The following is a 23,892-nucleotide window of genomic DNA, read 5'->3' on the forward strand; positions in this document are numbered from 1 at the left end:
AGGCCCCCGAGCACTGCTCGGGGGCCTTCGTCGTCCCCGATGGCGTATGCCGTCGGGCCGGGTCGGTGACGCGTCAGCCCACCGTCACGTGGCTGAGGTCGCACCGGTTGGTGTCGTTGGACCACGTCGCCTGCATCGCGAAGCTGCCGGAGGTCGTCGAGACGTTGCCGGCGCCGCCCGCGCTGCCGGGCGAGATCCACGCGCACTCGTCGGCGTTCTCCTGGCCGGAGTAGGTGCGCGACGTCGTGTTGGTCCAGCCGCCGGCCGGGTTCTGGTCGGTGATGGTCTCGGCGTACTCGTGGCCCTCGACCATCGAGTAGCCGTCGTCGGTTCCGGCCGCCCCCGCGTTGACGAAGTTCTGGCCGCAGCTCGTGCCCATGTCCATGACGTACGGCATGTTGGTGAAGGCGATGTCACCGTAGGGGCTGACGGACCCGACGTAGGGATCGCCGTTGTAGTCGTGCCAGGCGCAGAACTGGCCGGACGAGGTGTTGAAGCCGTCCGGGTGCGTGCCGGTGGGGGACAGGACGACGTACTGCGCGTCGCGGTTGCTCGCCGCGGTCGTGTTGCCGAAGTGCGCTGCCGCGCGGACGGCTTCGTCGCCGAGCTGCTTGGCCGTGGCGTTCGCCGGCGCGGCGACCGACGGGTCGTACCAGACTCCGGCGAGCGCTCCACCGGTCGGGTAGAGCACGTGGGCCGCGCCCGCGGGACAGGACGTCGCGCCCTTGGCCACGAGCGGTCCGTCGCAGTACTGCGTCATGACACCTGACCAGGCCTCGCCCCCCGTGCCCAGGCCCTTGAAGAGCTTCTGGACCACGGGAGCGCCCGCCTTGGGATCTCCGGTGAAGGTGAGGTTGCCACCGGCGTCGGTCCCCTGGGTGCCCCACTGGCTGCCGTAGAAGACGAGGTAGACCTTCTCGGCGCCGCCGCTCGTGACGCCGGTCCCGTCGACGCCGCCGCCGTAGGAGAGGGTCTTCGACTGGGTCGGCCTGGCGCCCCTGGTCTGGGCCTCCCAGCGGTGCATCTGGGTGTTGAGCTCGCGGGTCGGCACCGCGCCGTGACGGTAGGGGTGGCCGTAGGCCGGAGAGTACGGGTCGGTCACCCCACCCGCGGACGCTGCTGGTGCGGGCGCGGACGGCGCCGCGTCGGGGGTGGCGGCGGACGCGCCGAGCGCGGTCGCCAGGCTCAGGACCGTGGCGGCCGTGGCGGTGGCTGCAGCCACGCGCCGTGAACGTCGAGTGCTCATCGAGTTCCTCTCTGGGACGGATCCGGAAGGCCGGTCGGTGGCGGCTCCCGGGGGTGGGCACATCGTCGCGGCGCGCGTCTGGGAAGTGGATGGGTGCCACCTGCCAGTTCCCTGCCACTTTCGCGGCATCGTCTGGCGGGAGTGTCCCGGTTCACCCCATTTCGGTCCGGCCGGATGGCCGTTCGGCGCCGGGGCGGTATCGTCGTGCGAGCACATCACCCGGCCCAGGGCCGGACCCACCCGGAAGGCACACAAGCGTGGCTCGACTCTTCGGCACGGACGGCGTCCGTGGTGTGGCGAACAAGGACATCACCGCCGAGCTCGCGCTCGACCTCTCCGTCGCCGCGGCGCACGTCCTCGGTGAGGTGGGCGCCTTCAACGGGCACCGCCCCGTCGCGGTCGTCGGGCGCGACCCGCGCGCCTCGGGCGAGTTCCTCGCCGCCGCCACGGTGGCCGGCCTCGCCTCGGCCGGCATCGACGTGCGGGACGCAGGCGTGCTGCCGACCCCGGCGATCGCCTACCTCGTGGCCGAGCAGGACGCCGACCTCGGTGCCATGCTCTCGGCGTCGCACAACCCCATGCCCGACAACGGCATCAAGTTCTTCGCCCGGGGCGGGCACAAGCTCGCCGACGACCTCGAGGACCGCATCGAGGCTCGCCTGCGGGACGAGTGGCAGCGCCCCACCGGCGGCGACGTCGGCCGCATCATGCCTCTCGTCGACGGCGCCGACCGCTATGTCGCCCACCTGCTCTCCGTGCTGCCGCACCGCCTCGAGGGCCTGCACGTCGTCATCGACACCGCGCACGGCGCCGCGTCGGAGGTGGCTCCCCGGGCGTTCCGCGAGGCGGGGGCCACGGTCACCGTCATCGGTGGGGAGCCTGACGGGCTCAACATCAACGACGGCTACGGCTCGACGCACCTCGAGCACCTCAAGGAGACCGTCGTCGCGTCCGGTGCCGACTTCGGGATCGCGCTCGACGGTGACGCCGACCGCTGTCTCGCTGTCGACGCGGCCGGGCACGAGGTCGACGGCGACCAGATCATGGCGATCCTCGCGCTCGCGATGAAGGAGCAGGGTGTGCTGCGCGGCGACACGCTCGTCGCGACGGTCATGTCCAACCTCGGCATGATCCAGGCCCTCGGCGGCGCCGGCATCAAGGTCCTGCAGACCGCGGTCGGTGACCGCTACGTCCTCGAGGGCATGAAGTCCGGCGGCTACGCCCTCGGCGGCGAGCAGTCCGGCCACGTCGTCATGCTCGACCACGGCACGACGGGCGACGGCACCCTCACCGGGCTGATGCTCGCCTCCAGGGTCGCCGCCACGGGCCGCACCCTCGCTGACCTCGCCGGCATCATGACCCACTTCCCGCAGGTGCTCGTCAACGTCAAGGACGTCGACAAGTCCGCCCTCGAGGCCAACGCCGCCGTCGCCGACGCCGTGCGCGCCGCCGAGGGGGAGCTCGGCGAGAGCGGGCGGGTCCTGCTGCGCAAGTCCGGCACGGAGCCGGTCGTCCGCGTCATGGTCGAGGCCGCCGACGGCGACCAGGCCCGCACCCTCGCCGACCGGCTCGTCGGGGTCGTCCGGGCCGAGCTGGCGCTCTGAGCCGGCCGGACGGCATACGCCCGTCCGTCGGGCTCCACCGCCATCGCGCCGTCGCCCTGTCGGTGCGTCGGGTGGTTCGCTGCGTAGGGTGCGTGCATGCCCGCTGACGCACCCGCCAACCCCCTCCTCGAGCCGAGCCTGCTGCCCCACGCGCTGCCGCCCTTCGCGCTGATCCGCGACGAGCACTACCGGGAGGCGTTCGACCTCGGGATGGCCGCGCACCTCGCCGAGGTCGAGGCGATCGCCACCGACCCCGAGCCGCCGACGTTCGAGAACACCCTCGTGGCGCTCGAGCGCTCGGGGCAGCTGCTCTCGCGTGCGCGCCTCGCCTTCTTCGGCACGTCGAGCGCGCTCGCCACCGATGCGATGCAGGCGATCGAGGAGGACTACGCACCCCGGCTCACGGCGCACAGCGACGCGGTGCGGCTCGACCCGCGCCTCTACGCGAGGATCCGGGCCGTCCACGACGACGACGTGGCGATGGCCGCCCTCGACCCGGAGTCGCGACGTCTCGTCGAGCGACACCTCACCGAGATGACCGTCGCCGGAGCCGGGCTCGACGAGAGCGCGAAGGAGCGCCTGCGTGAGCTCAACGGCCGGCTCGCCGGCCTCGGGACGCAGTTCGAGAAGCGTCTCCTCGCCGACACCAACGACCTCGCCGTCCTCGTCGACGACGTGGCGCAGCTCGACGGCCTGACCGCCGGAGAGATCTCGGCGGCCGCCGCTGCGGCGGCCGAGCACGGCCACGAGGGCGCGTGGCTCGTCACGCTCGTCCTGCCGACGGGACACCCCCACCTGGCCTCCCTGACCGACCGGGACCTGCGCAGGCGCCTGCACGAGGCGCAGGGCGCCCGGGGCAACCGCGACAACGACCACGACACCAAGGACCTCGTGCTCCAGACCGTGCGGCTCCGGGCCGAGCGGGCCCGGCTGCTCGGCTACGACACGCATGCCGCCGCGGCGCTCGCCGACTCCACGGCGCGCACCCCCGAACGCGTCATGGACCTCCTCGGACGCCTCGCCCCGGCCGCAGCGCGCAACATCGAGGCCGAGCGGGCGCTCCTCGAGGAGGAGGCCGGCCACCCCGTCGAGGCACACGACTGGGCCTTCTGGGCCGGGCGGGTGCGTGCGTCGAGGTATGCCGTGGACCTCGCGGCGATGCGACCCTACTTCGAGGCGGAGCGGGTGCTCCGGGACGGCATCTTCCACGCGGCCGAGCTGCTCTACGGCCTGACCTTCCGCGAGCGCGGTGACCTCGAGGGCTACCACCCCGACGTCCGCGTCTTCGAGGTGCACGACGCCGACGGGACGCCCTTCGGGCTCTACCTGCTCGACCTCCACACCCGCGACACGAAGAAGGGCGGGGCGTGGATGAACAGCCTCGTCCACCAGAGCACCCTGCTCGGCCAGACGAGCGCCGTCGTGTGCAACAACCTCAACGTGCCGAAGCCCGGCCCGGGCGAGCCGACGCTGCTGACCTACGACGAGACGCGCACCTTCTTCCACGAGTTCGGGCACGCGATCCACGGCCTGCTGGCCCGGGTCACCTACCCGCACTTCGCCGGGACGCGCGTCTTCCGGGACTTCGTCGAGTACCCGAGCCAGGTCAACGAGATGTGGATGCTCTGGCCGGAGGTCCTCGCGAGCTACGCGGTGCACCACGAGACGGGCGAGCCCCTGCCCCCGGAGCTCGTCGACCGGCTCGTCGCCGCGCAGTCGTTCGGAGAGGGGTTCGGCACGGGTGAGTACCTCGCGGCGGCACTGCTCGACCAGGCCTGGCACGCGCTGGGTGTCGAGGAGGCCGAGGCGGTCACGGACGTCCAGACGTTCGAGGCGGACGCCCTGACGGCCGTCGGACTCGCGAATCCCCTTGTCCCGCCACGCTATCGGTCGACCTACTTCGCGCACACCTTCTCGTACGCCTACGACGCGCAGTACTACGCATACATCTGGAGCGAGGTCCTCGACGCCGACACGGTGGCGTGGTTCCGCGACAACGGCGGCCTGACCCGCGCCAACGGCGACCGCTACCGACGCCACGTCGTGGGGATCGGCGGGGCGGCCGACCCGCTCGAGTCCTACCGCGAGTTCCGGGGCGCCGAGGCCGACATCCGTCACCTGCTCGAGCGGCGCGGCCTCGGCTGAGGGGCGACCCGCTGACCGGCTGCTGGCAGACTCGGCTCGTGAGCCACGTCAACGTCGTGCCCCTGTCACGGCGCATGCAGCCCCGTGACCCCCACGAGGCGCACCGCGTCGCGACCCCGCTCGAGCTCTTCTTCGACCTCGTCTTCGTCGTGGCCATCGCGAGCGCCGCCGCGCAGTGGCACCACGGCCTGGCCGAGGGCCACCTGGGCGACCTCGTCAACTTCGTCATGGTCTTCTTCGCCATCTGGTGGGCGTGGATGAACTACACGTGGTTCGCGTCGTCCTACGACTGCGACGACGTGGCCTACCGACTGCTGACCTTCACGATCATGGCCGGCTCCCTGATGCTCGCCGCGGGGATCCCCGACCTCTTCGCCACCGGCCAGTCAGGCCTCGTCGTCGGCGGTTACGCGATGATGCGCTTCGCGATGGTGGCCATGTGGCTGCGGGCGGCGGCCGGCCATCCGGAGGGCCGGCGCACCGCGCTGACGTATGCCGCGGGCATCTCGATCGTGCAGGTGCTGTGGATCGCCCGGCTCCTGCTCGAGGGCCACACGGCACTCCTCGTGTCGTTCTTCGCCCTCGTCGTCCTGGAGCTGCTCGTGCCCATCGTGGCCGAGCGGAACGGCATCACCCCGTTCCACCCCCACCACATCGCCGAGCGCTACGCGCTGCTGACCATCATCGTGCTGGGCGAGGTCATCCTCGCCTCGGTGCAGGCGGTCCAGGGGGCCCTGCAGCAGGGCGCCGAGGCCGGCCTGCTCGCCATCGTCGTCGGCGGGCTGCTCATCGTCTTCTCCATGTGGTGGCTCTACTTCAAGCGCGAGCACGCGACCCTGTTCGAGGGCAGCATCCGGAGCACGTTCGTCACCGGCTACGGGCACTACCTCGTCTTCGCCTCGGTGGCCGCCACGGGCGCCGCCCTCGCGGCGGCCGTCGACCTCGTGCAGGGCGAGGCGCACACGACGGCGCGCGTCATCGGGCTCGCGCTCACCGGCGCCGTGGCGGTCTACGTGTGGTGCCTGACCGCCATGCACGCCATGGCGGGTGCGCCGGTCGCCGAGACCCGCGTCGGTGTGGCCGTCGGGCTGGTCGTCCTGGCCGTCGCCGCAGTGGCCCCGCCCATCGGCGTCACGGTGCTGGTCACCGGTTGTGTGCTCGCCGTCGCGGTCGCGCAGCACGTCTGGGCCACCCGCGAGGCCGCATGACGCGACGCTGACCGCGGTGCCCGGCCGACGTCGGGACGACGAGAGGGGACCCGGCCGCGGTCAGTCGACGGGCTGCAGCAGACCCGAGTCGACGTCGTAGACGAAGCCGCCCACGAGCGTCCCGACGGCGATGAGCGGGTGGCTGCGCACCTTGGCGACGTCGGCGCGCAGCGTGCGCACCTGGTCCTCGATGACGCCGAAGCTCATCCACGACGCATCCTTGCCCGCGCTCGCGCCCACCTTCTCGCGCAGCTCGTCCTCGGAGTTCGAGGCGACGGCGCACCGCGTGTGCGGCACGACGAGGACGCGCTCGACATTGAGCAGGTGGGTGCCGAGGACCAGCGCCTCGAGTGCCGCGTCGGTGACGCGACCACCCGGGTTGCGGAAGATCTTGGCGTCGCCGGGGGACAGACCGAGCATCCGCAGCGGGTCGATGCGTGAGTCCATGCACGTCACGACGGCCACGCCGCGGTGCGCGACGCCGTCGAACCCGCTCAGGGTGAACCGCGCCGCCCACGTGCGGTTGGCTGCGAGCAGGTCATCGAATCCCTTGTCAGCAGAAGCGGTCTCGCTCATCCTATTCCCTTCGGTCACTGGAGGCCCGGTCGTTTGGAGATGGTGAAGGCCATCGGCTTGCTCACCTCGGCGAAGAAGTCGTTGCCCTTGTCGTCGACGACGATGAAGGCCGGGAAGTCCTCGACGTCGATCTTCCAGACCGCCTCCATGCCGAGCTCTTCGTACTCGAGCACCTCCACGTGCTTGATGCAGTCCTGCGCCAGCCGCGCGGCCGGACCGCCGATCGAGCCGAGGTAGAAGCCGCCGTGTGCGTCGCACGCGTCGGTGACCTGCTTGCTCCGGTTGCCCTTGGCGAGCATGACCTTCGACCCACCGGCCGCCTGGAACTGGTCGACGTAGGAGTCCATGCGGCCCGCGGTGGTCGGCCCGAACGAGCCGGACGGCATACCCTCGGGCGTCTTGGCGGGGCCGGCGTAGTAGACCGGGTGGTCCTTGAGGTACTGCGGCATCTCCTCACCGGCGTCGAGGCGCTCCTTGATCTTGGCGTGCGCGATGTCTCGGGCCACGACGAGCGGGCCGCTGAGCGAGAGCCGGGTCTTGACCGGGTGCCGGCTCAGCTCGGCGAGGATCTCGTCCATCGGCTGGGTCAGGTCGACCTTGACGACGACGTTGCGGCTGGTCGAGCTGACGCCCACGGCGTCGTCCTCGTGCTCGCCGAGGTCGACGGCGCCCGCGTCGGGCAGGAAGCGCGCCGGGTCGGTCTCGAGCTGCTCGATGAAGACCCCGTCGGCGGTGATCTTGCCGAGCACCTGGCGGTCGGCCGAGCACGAGACGGCGATCGCGACCGGCAGTGAGGCGCCGTGACGGGGGAGGCGCACGACCCGGACGTCGTGGCAGAAGTACTTGCCGCCGAACTGGGCGCCGATGCCGAACTGCCGGGTCAGCTCGAGCACCTTCTCCTCGAGCTCGGTGTCGCGGAAGCCGTGCCCCGTCATCGAGCCCGACGTCGGGAGGGTGTCGAGGTACTTGGCCGATGCGTACTTCGCTGTCTTCAGGGCGAACTCGGCGCTCGTGCCCCCGATGACGATGGCGAGGTGGTAGGGCGGGCACGCCGCCGTGCCGAGCGAGCGGAGCTTCTCGTCGAGGAAGCGCATCATCGCGTCCTCGTTGAGGATCGCCTTCGTCTCCTGGTAGAGATAGCTCTTGTTGGCCGAGCCGCCGCCCTTGGCCATGAAGAGGAACTTGTACTGCGCCGCGTGGCCCGGCAGCGTGTCGGCGTAGAGCTCGACCTGGGCGGGCAGGTTGGAGCCGGTGTTCTTCTCCTCCCACGTCGTGATCGGCGCCATCTGCGAGTAGCGCAGGTTGAGGCGGGTGTACGCGTCGTAGACGCCCTCGCTGATCGCCTGCTCGTCCGTGCCCGCGGTCAGCACGTGCTGGCCGCGCTTGCCCATGACGATCGCCGTGCCGGTGTCCTGGCACATCGGCAGGACGCCGCCGGCCGCGATGTTGGCGTTCTTGAGCAGGTCGAGCGCGACGAACTTGTCGTTGTTGCTCGCCTCCTCGTCGTCGAGGATGGTGCGCAGCTGCTGGAGGTGCGCCGGGCGCAGGTAGTGCGCGATGTCGTGCATGGCCGTCTCGGTGAGCAGCCGCAGGGCCTCCGGGTCGACCTCGAGGAACGTGCGTCCTCCCGGCCCGTCGACGGCGCGCACGCCTTCGGTCGTCAGCAGCCGGTAGGGCGTCTCGTCGGCGCCGATCGGCAGCAGGTCCTCGTAGGCGAAGTCGGCCACGAAACGCTCCTTGCGATCACAGGTGGGCTCGAGCTGTTCGGGCGTATGCCGCCGAGCCCCACGGCATACGACAGTCCCCTCCCAGCCTAGTGACGGCCGGGAGGGGACTGGCGAGCAGGTCGGTGCGGGGCGCCGAGGCGGGTGCCTCAGCCCTTGACCGCGCCGGAGGTCATGCCGCGGATCATGAACCGCTGGAGCGTGATGAAGACGATCATCGGGACGATGATCGAGATGAACGCGCCGGCCGTCAGCAGCTCCGCGCCCTGACCCTGCGTGCCGAGCAGCTGCTGCAGCTTGACGATGACGGTGGTGTTCTCGCTCTTGAGGAAGAGCTTGGCGATGAGCAGGTCGTTCCAGACCCAGAGGAACTGGAGCGTGGCGAACGCCGCGATGGCCGGGATGGACATCGGCGCGACGAGCCTCCAGAAGGTCTGGAAGTGGCTGCACCCGTCGATCTTGGCCGACTCGACCACACTGCGCGGCAGCGTGCTCATGTAGTTGCGCAGGGTGTAGATGCACAAGGGCATGCCGAAACCCGTGTGCAGCAGCCACACCGAGATGTACTCGCCGCTGATGCCGAGGCCGCGCGGCCCCAGGATGTTGAGCATCGGCTGGAACGCCACCTGGATGGGGACGACCATGACGGCGATGATGAGCAGGAAGATGAGCTCCTTGAACCGGAAGTCCATGAAGGTGAAGGCGTAGGCGGCGAAGGCCGCGAACATGATCGGGATGACCGTGGCCGGGATCGCCACGACGATGCTGTTGATGAAGCCCGAGCTGAGGTCGGCCCCGGTCCATGCGCCCGCGTAGTTGCTCGTCGTCCAGTCGGAGCCGAACGGGTTGAGCAGGGCCGTCCACCAGCCGGAGGTCGCGGCGTCGTCGCGCGAGCGGAACGAGGTGACGAGCAGACCCAGCGTCGGGATCGTCCACAGCAGCGCCAGGATCGCCATGGTGACCATCGAGAACGGGCTGCGGGGCCGCCCGTCCTTCATGAGTGAGCGGCTCATCGGTTTGCCTCCTCGTCGCGGAAGTGCTTGATCTGGTACCAGATGAGCGGTGTCACCGCGAGGAGCAGGACGACGACGATGGCAGTAGCCTGCCCCGCTTCGCTCTGCGCGAACAGCTTGTTGAAGAAGAGGTTGGCGATGACATTGGTGTCGTAGGCGCCGTTGGTCGTGACGTAGACGATGTCGAAGATCTTGAGCACCATGATGAAGACCGTCACGAAGACCGTGATGATCGTGCCCTTGATCTGCGGGATGATGACGCGCCAGAAGATCTGCAGCTCGCTCGCACCGTCGATGCGGGCGGCCTCGATGGTGTCCTCGGGCACGCCCTTGATGGCGGAGCTGAGCAGCACCATGGCGAAACCGACCTGCAGCCAGATGAGGATCACCATGAGCAGGATCGAGTTGAGCTTCGCCGTGGAGATCGCGAGCCAGGTCTGCGGCTGACCGCCGAGTCCCACCCAGATGGCGTTGAGCAGACCCGTCTGGGCCTGGCCCGGGTTGTTGTAGGCGTAGATGAGCAGCCAGATGGCTGACGCACCGACGGCCGAGATGGCCATCGGCAGGAAGATCATGCTCTTGGCGACCTTCTCGCCCGAGGCGGACAACTTGTCGGCGAGGACGGCGACGATGACGCCGAACCCGACGACGACCGCCGGTACGACGAGCAGCCACAGGACGTTGTTGACGACGGACTGCCAGAACTCGCTGCTGCCGAAGATCGTCTTGTAGTTCTGCAGCCCGACGTACGCCGTGCTGTCGGCGTTCGCGAACGAGTAGTTGATCGTCTGGAACGTCGGGTAGATGAGCATCAGTGCGACGAAGAACAGACCTGGCAGGACGAAGGCGTAGGGGATCGCGCCCTCGGACAGCCGCCGCGGCAGCCCCTCGACGAACATGTTGAGGAAGTAGAAGAGCAGCGCTGCTCCACCGACACCGCCGATGATGGCGAGGACGCCGATGATGAACTTGTTGCTCCCGAACCACTGCGGGTAGTAGGCGAAGGCGAGGAAGAGGTTTGCCAGGCCCCAGACGATCGCGAGCATCCCCACGAGGCCGATCACGAGCTTCAGCGGGTTGGTCCGCAGGTGTGCGTCAGGGTCGTCCCCGGTGCGCATTCGCTGTCGCGGCGCTGCCGCGCTGGTGTCGGCGGTCATGACTTCGGCCAAGCCGCTTCGATGTTGTCAGCCGTCTGCTGCGAGGACTGACCGTTCTCCCACTTGACCATTTCCTTCCAGAAGACGTCCGAGCCGATGGACTTGGGCATCAGGTCCGAGCCGTCGAAGCGCAGCACGCTCGCCTTGTTGGCGATGAGAGCGATCTTCTTCGTCGTCTCGTTGGGGTAGTTGCTGAGGTCGAAGGTCTTGTGCGGCGAGAGCCAGCCGCCGGCCTTGGCCCACGGGCCGCCGAACTTGTCGGAGGTGAGGAACGCCATGACCTTCTGGGCGTCCGGGTCGTTGCCGTTGAACAGCGATGCGAGGTCACCGCCGCCCAGGATCGCCGCACCGTCGTAGCCGCCCGAGAACTTCGGGAAGACGTAGATGCCCACCTGGTTGTCGAGGTCGGCCTGGACGTTCTTGGGGTAGAACGTCGTGGCGAAGTTCCCCTGGCGGTGCAGCATGCACTTCGGCGGGTTGGCGAACGCCGGGGTCATGGCGTCGCCGAAGGCGGTGTTGAGCACGCCCTTGGTGCCACCGAGGACCATCTGCGGGTCCTTGTTGAACTTGGCCGCCTCGTCGAGGGCCTTGACGACCCTCGGGTCGTTGAACGGCATGCGGTGCGAGGTCCAGTCGTCGTAGACATCCGGACCCCACATCCGCAACATGAGCTCCTCCACCCAGTCGGTGCCGACCCAGCCGGTGGCCTGGTCGGACTCCCAGCCGATGCACCAGGGGGTGATGCCGGTGGCGGCGATCTTGTCGGCGACGTCGGCGCGCAGCTGCTGGATCGTGTCTGGCGACTGGTTGTAGCCGCCCTTTTCATAGGCGGCCTTGGGGTACCACACGATGCTCTTCACCGCGTTGCGCATCGGGGCGCCGTAGACACGGCCCTTGTAGCGGCCCGCGTCGAGGAAGCCGGGGAGCAGGGTGCCCTGCAGCTTGTCGTAGTCGAGGTAGGTGTCGATCGGCTGCACCTTGCCCTGGGCTGCGAACTCGAGCATGCCGCCGGGCTGCGGGAAGAGACCGATGTCGGGTGAGTCGCCGGAGCTGACCTTCTGCTTGATCGTCGTCGTGAAGTCCTGGTCGGAGGTGTACTTGATGTCGATGCCGCTGGCCTTCTCGAACTCGGCGAGCGAGGCGTTGAAGTTCTTCTCCTCGTCGCCGCCGAACGCGCCCAGGATCGTCACGACCTTGTCGCCGTCGGCCGATCCGCCGTCGGCGAACCCGCCACCGGTACCTCCGGCGCCGCCGGAACCACCGGTGGCGTTGGGGTTCTGCAGGCAGCCGGTCAGCACGAGTGCAGCGGCTGCGACCACCCCGCCAGCCCTCAGTGCACGTCTTGGGATACCGCTCATGGTCGCTCCTCGTCGTTGAGTTGTGCGTCGATCCCCACCGATCAACGTGACCATGGTCACGTGGAACACCTCATTCCTACCGCGTCGCCGCAGGCGGGGTCTAGTGGGGGTGACCTGCCCGTGACCTACCCGCGAAACGCCGTCTTGGGACAGCCCCGAAACAACGACGACCCCCGGCGGACCGGGGGTCGTGCATGTTTCTGCTGTGAAAGGTGTGGCGACGACGCCGTCTGGACCGTCCGGTCAGACGCAGCGACCGTTCTTGCACTCGTGGTCGAAGAGGGCCCGCGCGAGCACCGTCGTCATGTCGGCCGGGGAGGGCGCGGCGTAGAAGTCGGAGTAGGTCATCCTCGAGATCTGCGACAGGGCCTTCGGGTCGACGTCGGGCCCGATGCCGATGGTCGTGATCGCGATCGGCTTGGACGGGTCGGTCGCCGCCGTGAGGTTGGCCTTGAGCTGCTCGAGCGAGATGCCCTTCGGGTCCTCGTTGCGGCCGTCGGTGAGGATGACGACGGCGTTGACCCGGTTCGGGTCGTACTGCGACTTCACCTTCTGGTAGGCCGCCCAGATGGTGTCGTAGAGGCCGGTGCCGCCGCCGACGTTCTTGGCGAGGGTGCTCGCGGCCGTCGCGACGACGGCCCGGTGGGAGTCGTCGTCGAGCCGTCCGATGGGGGCGAGCTCGCGCCAGTCCTGGCCAGGGCCGCCCTTGTCGATGGAGAAGACCCACAGCCCGAGCTTCGTCGTCTTCGGCAGGGCCGCCAGGGCGATGCCGGCCGCCTCCTGCGTGATGGCGACGCGGGTCGTGTCGCCGACCTTCTCCTTCATCGATCCGGAGACGTCGAAGACGGACAGGATCGAGAAGTCGGTGGTGGCCGACTGCCACACGTTGGTGGCCGCGGTCACGGTCTCGGCGTCGGGGCCGGGACCGATCTTGACCTCGCCGACGCTGCCCTGCGGGGTCGGCATGGTGACCGGGACGGCGGTCGAGCGGATGCCGTACTGCGCGAAGATCTTGGCCGCTGTCGGCGTCATGAGGTAGGCGCGGAGCAGCTCGACGGCCTGGTCACGGACCGGGTCCGTCGCGACGTTGACGAGGGAGAACTCGAACGCCGGGGTGCCCTCGCTCGGCGTCACCGACACCATCTTGTGGTCGGGGTAGAGGCGGTTGTGGTCGATGAGGTCCGCCTCGGACACGGGGAACGCCGCTGCGGTCGTCGGGTCGGCGTTGTAGTCGCCGAAGAGGTCGTCGATCGATGGTGCCGCGACCTTGGCGAGCTTGGGGATGACGACGCGTCCCTGCTCCTTGGACAGCTCGGGCAGGGCCGACGCCAGCGTCAGCATTCCGGCGGTCGTCGATCGGGGGTCGCTCATCCGGATCGGGCTGTCGGACGCGACGAGCTCGAGCCACTTCGGCTGGCCGTCGAGCTTGGCGGCCTGGGCGGGGTCCATGGCGATGACGAGCGGGCTCTTCGCGAAGGCGCCGGCCGGCTTGGCGTTGAGCTTGGCGGTCTCGTTGACGCGCTCGACCCAGCGCGGCGAGTCGGGGATCCAGGCGTCGGGCCGGTCCGGCTGCCCCTGCCCCAGACCGATCATCGCCTCGATGGGCGCCTTGCCCTTGACGACGTAGTCGACGCACGGGGACGCCGGGTCGGCCTGGTACTCCTTGGCGAGCGCGAGCACCGCGGGCTGGGCCGCCTCGGACGCCCAGACCGAGACGGGCGTGCGGTCGGGGCAGGACTTGCCCGGGGCCACCGTGAGGGCGGCTACGGGCGCCGCCTCCCGACCCTTCCACCAGACGAAGCCGCCGGCACCGGCACCGGCGAGCAGCACGACGCCCAGCACGGCCGCGATGACTCGGTTGCGCCGAGCCGCGGCGATCCGGGCCTCGAGGGCCTTACGGTTGGCGCGGCTCTCGATGAGACTCTGCTCGTACGGGCCGACAGGGCGTTGTGGAGGGGTGGGGTTGGACACGAGGTTTCCTCACATGAGGACGCCCCGGCACCGGGGCGTCAGGGTGAAACACCGGCCAAAACTATCCGGCGAGTCGCGCAGAATGGTGCCCGACTCCTTGGGCTCTTGTCGAATGCCCGATTTGTTCTCAGGCCAGGTCGTTTCGCGCCGGAGCATGGGCTCCGGCGCGCTCGACCGTGAGCGCCCCGGTGCGCAGCGCGCGTTCCACGGCGGGCACGACGTCGGCGAGGGAGGCCGCGTGGAGGCGGGTCCGCGCCGACGGACCGCCGAGCAGCCCGGCGTCGAGCAGCCCGGACACGAGCCCGGCCATGAAGGAGTCCCCGGCACCGACCGTGTCGACGACCGTGACGGAGGGCGCCGGGAGTGACTGCTGCTCCCCGGTGCGCGTGACGCGAACGACCGCACCCTGGTCCCCACGGGTGACGACGACCAGCGCGGCGCCCAGATCGCCCCATGCGCGGACGACGTCGTCGACCGACTCGCCGGGGCAGAGCCACTCGATGTCCTCGTCGCTGACCTTGACGACGTCGGACAGCGCGATGGAACTCTCGATCGTGCGCCGGGCCTGCTCGGGTCGACCCATGAGCGACGGTCGCGCGTTCGGGTCGTAGGACACGGTGGCACCCAGCTCGCGGGCGGCGGCGAGGATCTCGCGCACCTGGCCGCTGCCGGGCTCGAGCACGGCGGCGATGCTGCCGGTGTGGACGTGGCCGTATGCCGTGAGGCCGGGGACCGCGGCCACCTGCCACTCGAGGTCGAAGACGTAGGTCGCGGCACCGGTGGCGTCGAGCGTGGCGTGCGCGACGGAGGTGAAGGGTGCGCCCTGTGAGCCCGCCGTCAGGGCGACCCCGCGCCCACGGCACACCTCCTCGATGCGGCGACCGCGCTCGTCGGTCGCGATCCACGTCGCGAGGTCGACGGGGTGCTCGAGCGCGGCGAGGCCGAAGGCGACGTTGGCGGGGCTGCCACCCACGTGCTCGTCGGTGTCACCGCCTGGGGTCGTGACCGCGTCGACGAGGGCCTCGCCGACGACGAGGGTGCGGACGGGCGTGGCGTCGGACATGGTGGTGCCCCTCACTCGTCGATCATGTCGGTGCTGCCGAACCAGCCCGGACGGTCGAAGCGGTGCTCGCTGTCGATCGTGCGGATGGTGCCGCTGCGCGAGCGCATGACGAGGGAGTTGGTGCGGGCCGACTTCGCGCCGTAGCGCACGCCGCGGAGCAGCTCACCGTCGGTGATCCCCGTCGCGACGAAGAAGCACTCGCCGACGACGAGGTCGTCGGTGGACAGGACGCGGTCGAGGTCGTGGCCGGCGTCGAGGGCCTTCTGGCGCTCGTCGTCGTCCTTGGGCCAGAGCTTGCCCTGGATGACGCCGCCGGTGCACTTGATGGCGCACGCGGCGATGATGCCCTCGGGCGTGCCGCCGATGCCGAGGAGCAGGTCGACGCCGGTGCCCGGGCGGGCGGCCATGACCGCTCCGGCGACGTCGCCGTCGACGATGTAGCGGATGCGGGCGCCGGTGTCGCGGATCTGCTCGGCGAGGTGCTCGTGCCGCGGCCGGTCGAGCATGACGACCGTGACGTCGGCCGGCGTCTCCCTCTTGGCCTTGGCGATGCGCCGGATGTTCTCGGCGACGGGGAGGCGGATGTCGACGACGTCGGCCGCGTCGGGGCCGGTCGCGAGCTTGTCCATGTAGAACACCGCGGAGGGGTCGTACATCGCCCCCCGGTTGGCGACGGCCATGACGGCGACGGCGTTGTTCATGCCCTTGGCCGTCAGCGTCGTGCCGTCGATCGGGTCGACGGCGACGTCGACCTCGGGACCGGTGCCGTCACCGACCTGCTCGCCGTTGAAGAGCATCGGGGCGTTGTCCTTCTCGCCCTCGCCGATGACGACGACGCCGCGCATGCTGACCGTCGAGATCATGGCCCGCATCGCCTCGACCGCGGCACCGTCGGCCTTGTTCTTCTCGCCGCGACCGACCCACCGGCCTCCGGCCATGGCCGCTGCCTCGGTCACCCGGACCAGCTCGAGAGCGAGGTTGCGATCCGGCTGGCTGTGCTTCATCAAAGGTCCTCCGTCGGCGCAGAACGAGTCGGCGCCAGCCTATCGGTGGCCGTACCCGGGTTTGGACCGCGTCCGGGAGTCGGGGAGCATGGGGTCATGAGCACCCCGTCGACGCCGTCGACACCCTCGGCAGAGAGCACCCCTGCGCCGGCCACCGAGCAGCCCGAGGCGACCGAGCAGCCCGAGACGACGGAGGCGACCGAGCAGCCCGAGGCGACCGAGTCCCCCGCGCAGGCGGCCCCACCGAGCCGCTACTCGCTGGGCACCTTTCCCAACATGTTCCGCTCGATGTTCGTCATCGGCCTGTTCGTGCTCGCGCTCGTCGCCGTCGTCCCGCGCATCACCCAGGTGCAGCGGCCGGCCGTCGACGCGGCGGGCAAGGCGAGCCAGGTCGCGGCGCAGACGGCCTGGCCGGTCCAGCTGCCCCAGGGCCTCGGCGAGGGCTGGGTGCCGACCGTGGCGACGTACGCGCCCGGGACGGAGAAGGTGCCCACCTTCACGACGGTGTGGACGACCCCGAGCGGGGCCGACATCGCCCTCAAGCAGGCCGTGGGTGCGACGCAGGGCTGGGTCGCCCGCTCGGTGGACGACGGGGAGGCAGCCGGGACCGTGACGGTGTCGGGCCGTGCCTTCGAGAGGTTCGTCGCGAGCGATGCGGGCCAGGTCGCCTACGTCGTCCGGGGTGAGGGCGCGCGGGGGCTGACCCTCGTGGCGAGCGGCACGGCACCGGAGGACGAGCTCAAGGCGTTCGTCGCGGCCCTGGCGCGCGTGACCCCGGCCGCGGGCGTCACGCCGACTCCCTCGACCACGACCGGCTGACGACCGTCTCACCGGCCTCGGCGCGAGGACCCGCCGGGCTCAGGACTCGTCGTCCTCGTCGAAGATCTCGTCGTCGGCGTGGAGCTCCCCGGCCGGAGCCGGGGGACGGGTCGCCCGCTCGATCTCGGCCTGCGCGCCGTCGAGCCAGGTCGCGCAGTGCGCCGCGAGGGCCTCGCCCCGACGCCAGAGCTGCATCGAGTCCTCGAGCGGGGCCTGCCCGGCCTCGAGCTTGGCGACGATCGCGATGAGCTCCTCGCGGGCGTCCTCGTAGCGCATCCCGGCGATGTCGGGGAAGCCGTCGGTGGTCGTCGCGTCAGCCATGGGCGCCACCCTACGACGCCGCGCCGTCGTCGCCGCTCGCCGGCTTCGGGGTGGCGGCTCGACCGGTGGCTCGGGGCTTGCGCGGCGAGGCCGCCATCGTGGCAGGGCTGCTCGTCGCCTTCCGGGCCGCGGTCCCGCGCGTCGCGGCCTTCGGCGGTGCATCCTCGGCGCCGGCCGTGACGGGCCGCACGCCGAAGTCGCCACGCGCGACACGCACCCGCAGCAGCTCGCCGACGCCGACGTCGTCCTGGTCCATGACGATCCGGCCGTCCCGGTGCTGCACGACGGCATAGCCGCGCTCGAGGGTCGACTGGGGCGAGAGCGCGACGACCTGGCGGCGCAGGTGCTCGGCCTGGTCGGCGGCCCGGTGCAGCCGGGCCTCGATGCGGGCGGTGGCCCGCGCCCGGAGGGCCGCGACCTCCTGGCGGCGCACGCGGACCAGGGCGACCGGGTCGGCCATCACCGGACGTGAGACGAGGGACCGCAGGCCCGACCGCTCCGCCTCGACCCGTCGCACGAGGGCCCGGCGCACCCGGTCGCGCGCGGCGTCGACGAGGGCGCGCTCGTGGGCGGCGTCGGGGACGACCTTCTTGCCGGCGTCGGTCGGCGTGGATGCCCGCCAGTCGGCGACGAGGTCGAGCAGCGGCGTGTCGACGTCGTGCCCGATGGCGCTGATGACGGGAGTGCGCGCCTGGGCGACGGCACGGACCATCGCCTCGTTGGAGAAGGGGAGCAGCTCCTCGAGCGCCCCACCGCCGCGGGCGATGACGATGACGTCGACGGACGGCATCGCGTCGAGCTCGCGCAGGGCATCGACGACCTCGGTGACGGCCGACGCACCCTGCACGGCGACCTCACGGATCTCGAAAACGACTGCGGGCCAACGGCGCCGGGCGTTCTCGACGACGTCCTTCTCGGCCGCGGAGTTGCGGCCCGTGATGAGTCCGACGCGGTGGGGCAGGAACGGGATCGGTCGCTTGCGGCCCGCGTCGAAGACGCCCTCGGCAGCGAGCGTGCGCTTGAGGATCTCGACGCGCGCGAGGAGGTCGCCGATGCCGACGGGACGGATCTGCCGCGCCTCGAGCTGGAGGGTGCCGCGCTTGGTCCAGAAGGTCGGTTTGGCCTGCAGCACCACCCGGGCGCCCTGGGCGAGGGGGATCGGCATGGCGTTGACGGCGTTCATCGGCACGGAGACCGACAGGGACATGTCGACGTCGGGGTCACGCAGCGTGAGGAACGCGGTGCCGCCGCGAGGGTTGAACTGCACGACCTGACCCTCGACCCACAGCTGGCTCATCCGGTCGACGTAGCCGGAGATCTTGAGGCTGAGGACCCGCACCGGCCACGGCTGCTCGGCCGTCGTGTCGGCGGCCTTGTCGGGCAGCGGGCTCGTCATGCTCACCCGCGTCACCCTAAAGGTGTTGCGGGTTCCGTGCCGCACACCTGGCGTCGGCGCGGTGACTGCCGGGTCCGCCGAGACCGCACGCTGGGTGGCCGACAACTTCGGGCTCGTTCGGGTCCGGTCGATGGAGTGGGTGGCGCGAGGCGCCGTGGGCGAGGTCCACCGCCTCGTCACCGACACGGGCGCGTATGCCGTCAAGCGGGCCTTCTGGCGAGAGGACCCTGACGGGGTGGTCGAGTCCAGAGCGCGTCACGAGGTCGCCTTCGTCGAGAGGTGCCTGGGTGCCGGGCTGCTCGCGCCGAGGCCCGTCCTCGCTCGCGACGGCTCGGTCCTCGTGCGCGACGCGTCCGGGACGGGGTGGCGCGTCCACGTCTTCGCCCCGGGTGTCGTACCGGACCGCTCCGACCTCGCCGCGCAGCGCTGGGTGCTGGGGCAGGGCGCCCTCATCCACGGGCTCGCGCTCGACCCGGCCCCGGGTGACACGGTCCACGCGCCCTACACCGCGTCGACGGTCGACTGGGCCGAGCTCGCCGCTCTGGCCGTGGCCGTCGGCACGGAGTGGCGCCACGAATGAGGGCCCGGGCAGCGGAGTTCGGCGAGCTCGGCGCCCGGGCGACCTCGGTACCGCTCCGGAGCCCGATGCTCTGTCACCGCGACCTCAAGGCGAACAACACCCTCGTCGAGCGGGACGGCACGCGGTGGCTGGTCGACTGGGACGACGTCGGCGCGCACGACCCGGCCCGGGAGGTGGGCACCGTGCTGCTCCACCACGTGCCCGACGAGGCGGCGCTGGGGCTGCTGGCGGCGGCATACGGCGCCGCGGGAGGGGCCCGCTGCCCGATGGGCCCGAGCTCTTCGCGAGCGGGGTGGCGGTGTGGCTCAACGTCCTCGCCGGTCAGGTCGGGGTGCTGCTCGACGCGGAGGCAGAGCCCGAGCACCGCGCGTTCGCCCTGCCCAAGGTACGCGGCCTGCTCGAGGACGTTCCGGCACACGACGTCCTCGTTCGCTGCGGGGTGGTCGCGGCCCGGACGGCGAATCGGGAACGGCGGGTGCGCCCCCCTACGATGGGGCCATGAGCGAGCCAGCCGACCAGATGTCCGCCAAGAAGGTCCTCCTCGCGGCGCCACGTGGCTACTGCGCCGGCGTCGACCGGGCGGTCGTGACGGTCGAGAAGGCCCTCGAGCTCTACGGTCCGCCGGTCTACGTCCGCAAGCAGATCGTGCACAACAAGCACGTCGTCACCACGCTCGAGAAGCGCGGCGCGATCTTCGTCGACGAGACCGACGAGGTGCCCGAGGGCGCCACGGTCATCTTCTCCGCGCACGGCGTGGCCCCCGTCGTCCACGAGGAGGCCAGGGCCCGCAGCCTCAAGACCATCGACGCGACGTGCCCCCTCGTGACGAAGGTGCACCGCGAGGCCGTGCGGTTCGCCGACGACGACTTCGACATCCTGCTCATCGGGCACGAGGGCCACGAGGAGGTCGTGGGCACGGCGGGCGAGGCGCCGGAGCACATCACGCTCGTCGACGGGCCCGACGACGTCGACAACGTCAGCGTGCGCGACCCCGAGAAGGTCGTCTGGCTGTCCCAGACCACGCTGTCGGTCGACGAGACGATGGAGACGGTCGCCCGCCTCAAGGAGAAGTTCCCGGCGCTGCAGAGCCCGCCCTCCGACGACATCTGCTACGCCACCCAGAACCGCCAGCTCGCCGTCAAGCAGATGGCCAAGGACACCGACCTCATGATCGTCGTCGGGTCGCGCAACTCGTCCAACTCGGTGCGTCTCGTCGAGGTCGCGATCGAGCACGGTGCCCGCGACGGCCACCTCGTCGACTTCGCCGACGAGATCGAGGAGGCCTGGCTCGACGGCGTCTCGACGGTCGGCGTCACCTCGGGCGCCAGCGTGCCGGAGGTACTCGTGCGCGACGTGCTGACCTGGCTGGCCGAGCGGGGCTACGGCGAGGTCGAGGCGGTCATCGCCGCGGAGGAGTCGCTGCTCTTCTCGCTGCCCAACGAGCTGCGTCGTGACCTCAAGGCCCGCAAGGGTGAGGACGCCGGCACGCTCCGGCACGACGCCGCCTTTGAGGACTCCGGCTCGCTCCACTGACACCGGCGGCGGTCACGCCGCCGCGAGGGTCAGCCCCCGAGCGCCTTCGCCAGCACCGGCCGGAGCTCCTCGACGGTCTCGGTCGAGACGTACTGCCCGCCGGTGATGCTGACGACCTGACGCATCGCGGCGTCGTCGGCACGGCCTCCGATGCCCAGGATGACGACCCGCACCGGCCGCTTGGGGTCCTTGGCCGACGCGAGGCGCTTCTTCAGCAGCTCGAGGGTCAGGCCGTAGTCGTCCTCGTTCGGGCCGTCGGCGACGACGATGAGGGTGTTGGCGTAGCCGGGCCGCCACGCCGACCGGGCCCGGTCGTAGGCGGCGGCGATCGTGTCGTAGAGGCCGCTGCCGCCGCCGACGTACGTGTCGAGTCCGGAGACGGCGTCGTCGAGGGCGCCGAGGCTCTTGCTCACGCCGAGTCCGGCGTAGCCGGTGAGCTGCCGGTAGTCGTCGGCGCGGCTGCCGACGTGGAGCGAGTAGATCCACAGCGACGCGACGGTCGTCGGCGAGACCGCGGCCACGGCCCGAGCCGTCGACTTCTGGACGATCGCGAGACGAGTGCCGTTGTCGGTGCGCTCGAGCATCGAGCCCGACACGTCGACGGCGAGCAGGGCCTGGGTCTTCCGCGCCGCGGCGTTCCAGAGGCCGGCCGCCTTCGTCAGGGACGCCCCCTCGGCATCGCCTGCGACACGGATCTCCCCGTACAGCGGTGAGGGATCCGTCGGGTTGCCGTCGGGCGTTCGGAAACCGCTGTCCTGCAGCACCTTTCGCGTATCGGCGGAGGTGAGGTGGTGCTCGAGCGCGGTGACGAGGCCGGCCTTGGCCGTGTCGGTGGTGAGCGAGACGAGGGAGTACTCCAGGGCCGGCGCTCCCTCGGCCGGGGCGACGGCGGCGAGCGACTCCTCAGGCTGCGCCGCGTTCCATGCCACGAGCTGTGCCTGCGAGACGACGGCCCCGAGGCCCTGGTCGGCCTTCGCGATGTCGTCGAGGCTCACTCCGCCGCTGGCGGTCGGGGCGGAGGCCACCGCCAGGGCCCGGAGCCTGGCGTCGGTCAGCGACGACGCCGCGACACCGAGCGCGATGCGGGCGATGGCCGACCGGTTCGGGTCGGGGATGCGCAGGGGGACGGCGCCGCCGAGCAGGTCGGCCCAGCGCAGGCGGCTGCCGAGCCTCGACGCGTTCTCGTCCGTCATCGCGACGAGCACCGCGCTCGTCGCGAACGGCTCGCCGGGCGTGACCCTGGCGCGTGACACGGCGTTGGCGCGGCCGATCCAGACGGACGAGTCGGTGATCCACGCGTCCGGGCGCCCGGCGCCGCCCAGTGAACCCGCGACCGAGAAGGGTTCCTCGGCGTCGATGGTGTAGGCGGCGCAGGGCGCGTCGGAGCGCGAGGCGAGCGACTCGGCCGCGGCGGCGACGGCAGGGGCGATGGCCGGGGCCACGGACACCCGGACCTTGACCGGGTGGGCGCACGACGTCGGCTGTGCAGCGGTGGTGGGCAGGGCGGTCGGGACCTCACGCAGTCCGAGGTAGCGGAAGGCGCCGTAGCCGACTCCCGCCACGACGGCGAGGGTCGCGACGGCGGCAACGACACGGGTGCGCCGGCGCCGGCGGGCATGCTCGCGCGCGGCCGCCTCGACACGCTCGCGCGACTCGCGCAGGCTCTGCTCGTACGGACCGATGCGCCGCCCCGGCGCTCTGGAGTCCTCGGGACCCGGGCCCCCCGCCCCGGTCACGATCTACCCAATCCCACGCGCGTATTGTCCGTGGCGCCATAGCAGGTGTCCACTTCCCGGATGAATCGGACATCCTGAAGATGGCGCCCCGAGAAACCGGTCACGCCGGCACGCTCGAAGGACCGCTCAGGCGGACTGCTCGCGCGGGTCCGCGTCGGCGCCGCGAACTGGGTCGTCGCTCCCGACGGAGCCCTGGCTGCCACGTCCGACGGTCCGTCCGAGGAACGCCTCGTCCCGGGCCGTGCGCCCGAGGTCGTCGGTCAGCTCGGCCGCGCTGAGCGAGCGCGGGGCCACCTCGAGCGGCTCGAGCGTGGGCGGCGCCTCGGTGGTCAGGTGCAGCTCGTGCATCCGTCGGGCCGTGACGAGGACTCGGGACTCGAGGGTGCCGACGAACTTGTTGTACTGCTCGACGGAGCGCGACAGGGACTGGCCCATGGTGGTCACGTGCCCGCCGAGGGTCGCGAGTCGCGCGTAGAGGTCCTGCCCGATGACGAGCAGCTCGCGGGCGTTCTGCTCGAGGGCGTCCTGCTGCCAGATGGCCCCGATGGTGCGCAGCACGGCGAACAGCGTGCCGGGGGAGGCGAGCACGACCTTGCGTGACAGGGCGTGCTCGTAGAGCCCGGGGTCGTCGGAGAGCGCGGTCGCGAGGATCGCCTCGCCGGGGACGAAGCAGATGACGACCTCGGGGGAGCGCGTGAAGGCCGTCCAGTACGCCTTGGCGGCCAGGCCCTCGACGTGGCGACGGAGCGAGGTCGCGTGGGCGGCCAGCAGCTCAGCGCGCTCGACCTCGGACACCGTGTCGCCGTGCGCCTGGAGGAAGTGGGCCATCGGCGCCTTCGAGTCGACGACGACGTGGCGCGCGCCGGGGAGGTTGATGACCGCGTCGGGACGCACCGTCGCGCCGTGGCGGCTGACGCGCGTCACCTGCTCGTCGAAGTCGCAGCGGGCAATGAGGCCCGCGAGCTCGAGCACGCGCCGCAGCTGCACCTCGCCCCAGGCGCCGCGGACCGTGGAGGCGTTGAGGGCACTCGCGAGGGTCGCCGTCTCGGAGCGGAGCGACTCGGTGGAGCGGCTCACCTCGGTCAGGCGCTCACCGAGCTGGCCGAACTGGAGCGACCGGTCGCGCTCGAGCGCCCCGACCTGTCGCTCGACCCGGCCGATCGTGTCGCGCAGCGGGGCGAGCAGGGTGGCCGTCGTGTCGTCGAGGTCGCGCGCGGCCTCGAGGTCCGAGACCCGCTCGCGGAGCACGTCGCGCTCGGCCTCGGCGCCGGCCGACCGTGCGAGGAGGGCGGAGCGGGCCGAGAGCCAGGCGAGCAGCCCGCCGACGAGTGCCCCGATGACGAGCCCGACGAGCAGAGCGGTGAGGTCCATGCCAGCACCGTCCCAGATGCCGCCGACACCGTGGGGACGCCACACCCGACCCGACGGCACGCGCCAC

20 protein-coding genes are annotated in these 23,892 nt (G+C 71.0%); 6 read left to right on the forward strand and 14 right to left on the reverse strand.

Translation table 11 applies throughout. The annotated features are described in order from the left end of the window. Window positions 1–73: 73 nt before the first annotated feature. Window positions 74–1,222 carry a hypothetical protein gene (locus ASG96_RS07705; protein ID WP_057587635.1) on the reverse strand — a complete coding sequence of 383 codons (1,149 nt, stop codon included), beginning with the start codon at window positions 1,220–1,222 and terminating at the stop codon, window positions 74–76. A 281-nt stretch (window positions 1,223–1,503) separates the two neighbouring features. Between ASG96_RS07705 and glmM the strand changes: the two genes are divergently transcribed. From glmM to ASG96_RS07720, 3 genes are all read left to right on the forward strand, one after another. Beyond that, window positions 1,504–2,850 (forward strand): phosphoglucosamine mutase, encoded by a 1,347-nt coding sequence (gene glmM / locus ASG96_RS07710; protein ID WP_056752890.1) that lies wholly within the window; start codon window positions 1,504–1,506, stop codon window positions 2,848–2,850. Between the two features lie 96 nt (window positions 2,851–2,946). Next, the gene (locus ASG96_RS07715) at window positions 2,947–4,995 is read left to right on the forward strand and encodes a M3 family metallopeptidase (protein WP_057587637.1); all 2,049 of its coding nucleotides are present in this window, start codon (window positions 2,947–2,949) and stop codon (window positions 4,993–4,995) included. A 38-nt stretch (window positions 4,996–5,033) separates the two neighbouring features. Further along, window positions 5,034–6,203 carry a low temperature requirement protein A gene (locus ASG96_RS07720; protein ID WP_200962662.1) on the forward strand — a complete coding sequence of 390 codons (1,170 nt, stop codon included), beginning with the start codon at window positions 5,034–5,036 and terminating at the stop codon, window positions 6,201–6,203. Between the two features lie 60 nt (window positions 6,204–6,263). On the opposite strand, the gene ASG96_RS07725 is transcribed toward ASG96_RS07720, so the two are convergent. The 8 genes from ASG96_RS07725 to glpX all read right to left on the reverse strand — a co-directional run bounded on the left by ASG96_RS07725 (window position 6,264) and on the right by glpX (window position 16,069). Further along, complete coding sequence (locus tag ASG96_RS07725; protein ID WP_057587639.1) at window positions 6,264–6,779, reverse strand: carbonic anhydrase; 516 nt, start codon at window positions 6,777–6,779, stop codon at window positions 6,264–6,266. Window positions 6,780–6,793: 14 nt separating this feature from the next. Then, window positions 6,794–8,506 carry a fumarate hydratase gene (locus ASG96_RS07730; RefSeq protein WP_057587640.1) on the reverse strand — a complete coding sequence of 571 codons (1,713 nt, stop codon included), beginning with the start codon at window positions 8,504–8,506 and terminating at the stop codon, window positions 6,794–6,796. A 146-nt stretch (window positions 8,507–8,652) separates the two neighbouring features. Continuing rightward, window positions 8,653–9,516, reverse strand: a complete 864-nt coding sequence (locus tag ASG96_RS07735; protein WP_200958538.1) for a carbohydrate ABC transporter permease — start codon at window positions 9,514–9,516, stop codon at window positions 8,653–8,655. Then, window positions 9,513–10,673 (reverse strand): carbohydrate ABC transporter permease, encoded by a 1,161-nt coding sequence (locus ASG96_RS07740; RefSeq protein WP_369793570.1) that lies wholly within the window; start codon window positions 10,671–10,673, stop codon window positions 9,513–9,515. Before ASG96_RS07740 ends, ASG96_RS07735 begins: the two co-directional genes overlap by 4 nt. Further along, entirely contained in the window at window positions 10,670–12,031 is a 1,362-nt protein-coding gene (locus ASG96_RS07745; protein ID WP_056752904.1) for an ABC transporter substrate-binding protein, read from the reverse strand. The genes ASG96_RS07740 and ASG96_RS07745 overlap by 4 nt, the downstream gene beginning before the upstream one ends. Window positions 12,032–12,274: 243 nt before the next feature. Further along, window positions 12,275–14,002, reverse strand: coding sequence for a substrate-binding domain-containing protein (locus ASG96_RS07750; protein ID WP_057587642.1), 1,728 nt, complete (start codon window positions 14,000–14,002; stop codon window positions 12,275–12,277). A 127-nt stretch (window positions 14,003–14,129) separates the two neighbouring features. Further along, complete coding sequence (locus tag ASG96_RS07755; protein WP_057587644.1) at window positions 14,130–15,065, reverse strand: carbohydrate kinase; 936 nt, start codon at window positions 15,063–15,065, stop codon at window positions 14,130–14,132. Between the two features lie 11 nt (window positions 15,066–15,076). Continuing rightward, window positions 15,077–16,069, reverse strand: coding sequence for a class II fructose-bisphosphatase (gene glpX / locus ASG96_RS07760; RefSeq protein WP_056752912.1), 993 nt, complete (start codon window positions 16,067–16,069; stop codon window positions 15,077–15,079). 96 nt (window positions 16,070–16,165) lie between these two features. Here glpX and ASG96_RS07765 point away from each other — a divergent pair, with 96 nt between their 5' ends. Continuing rightward, entirely contained in the window at window positions 16,166–16,888 is a 723-nt protein-coding gene (locus tag ASG96_RS07765; RefSeq protein WP_082591686.1) for a DUF4245 domain-containing protein, read from the forward strand. Window positions 16,889–16,927: 39 nt separating this feature from the next. On the opposite strand, the gene ASG96_RS07770 is transcribed toward ASG96_RS07765, so the two are convergent. Further along, window positions 16,928–17,209, reverse strand: coding sequence for an exodeoxyribonuclease VII small subunit (locus tag ASG96_RS07770; RefSeq protein WP_056754532.1), 282 nt, complete (start codon window positions 17,207–17,209; stop codon window positions 16,928–16,930). Window positions 17,210–17,219: 10 nt separating this feature from the next. Further along, window positions 17,220–18,605 carry an exodeoxyribonuclease VII large subunit gene (gene xseA, locus ASG96_RS07775; protein ID WP_057587646.1) on the reverse strand — a complete coding sequence of 462 codons (1,386 nt, stop codon included), beginning with the start codon at window positions 18,603–18,605 and terminating at the stop codon, window positions 17,220–17,222. Between the two features lie 61 nt (window positions 18,606–18,666). Here xseA and ASG96_RS07780 point away from each other — a divergent pair, with 61 nt between their 5' ends. Then, entirely contained in the window at window positions 18,667–19,185 is a 519-nt protein-coding gene (locus tag ASG96_RS07780; protein WP_157610741.1) for a hypothetical protein, read from the forward strand. 73 nt (window positions 19,186–19,258) lie between these two features. On the opposite strand, the gene ASG96_RS23205 is transcribed toward ASG96_RS07780, so the two are convergent. Then, the gene (locus ASG96_RS23205; RefSeq protein WP_057587651.1) at window positions 19,259–19,603 is read right to left on the reverse strand and encodes a hypothetical protein; all 345 of its coding nucleotides are present in this window, start codon (window positions 19,601–19,603) and stop codon (window positions 19,259–19,261) included. 80 nt (window positions 19,604–19,683) lie between these two features. On the opposite strand from ASG96_RS23205, the gene ASG96_RS07790 reads away from it, so the two are divergent. Then, window positions 19,684–20,718 carry a 4-hydroxy-3-methylbut-2-enyl diphosphate reductase gene (locus ASG96_RS07790; protein ID WP_057587652.1) on the forward strand — a complete coding sequence of 345 codons (1,035 nt, stop codon included), beginning with the start codon at window positions 19,684–19,686 and terminating at the stop codon, window positions 20,716–20,718. Between the two features lie 29 nt (window positions 20,719–20,747). Here the strand turns inward: ASG96_RS07790 and ASG96_RS07795 are convergent, their stop codons facing one another. Both ASG96_RS07795 and ASG96_RS07800 read right to left on the reverse strand, forming a co-directional pair. Further along, window positions 20,748–22,454 (reverse strand): substrate-binding domain-containing protein, encoded by a 1,707-nt coding sequence (locus tag ASG96_RS07795; RefSeq protein ID WP_057587654.1) that lies wholly within the window; start codon window positions 22,452–22,454, stop codon window positions 20,748–20,750. Between the two features lie 126 nt (window positions 22,455–22,580). Beyond that, the gene (locus tag ASG96_RS07800) at window positions 22,581–23,825 is read right to left on the reverse strand and encodes a DNA recombination protein RmuC (protein ID WP_056754537.1); all 1,245 of its coding nucleotides are present in this window, start codon (window positions 23,823–23,825) and stop codon (window positions 22,581–22,583) included. Between the last annotated feature and the right edge of the window lie 67 nt (window positions 23,826–23,892).

This window comes from Terrabacter sp. Soil810 (genome assembly GCF_001429645.1).
GTDB lineage: Bacteria > Actinomycetota > Actinomycetes > Actinomycetales > Dermatophilaceae > Terrabacter.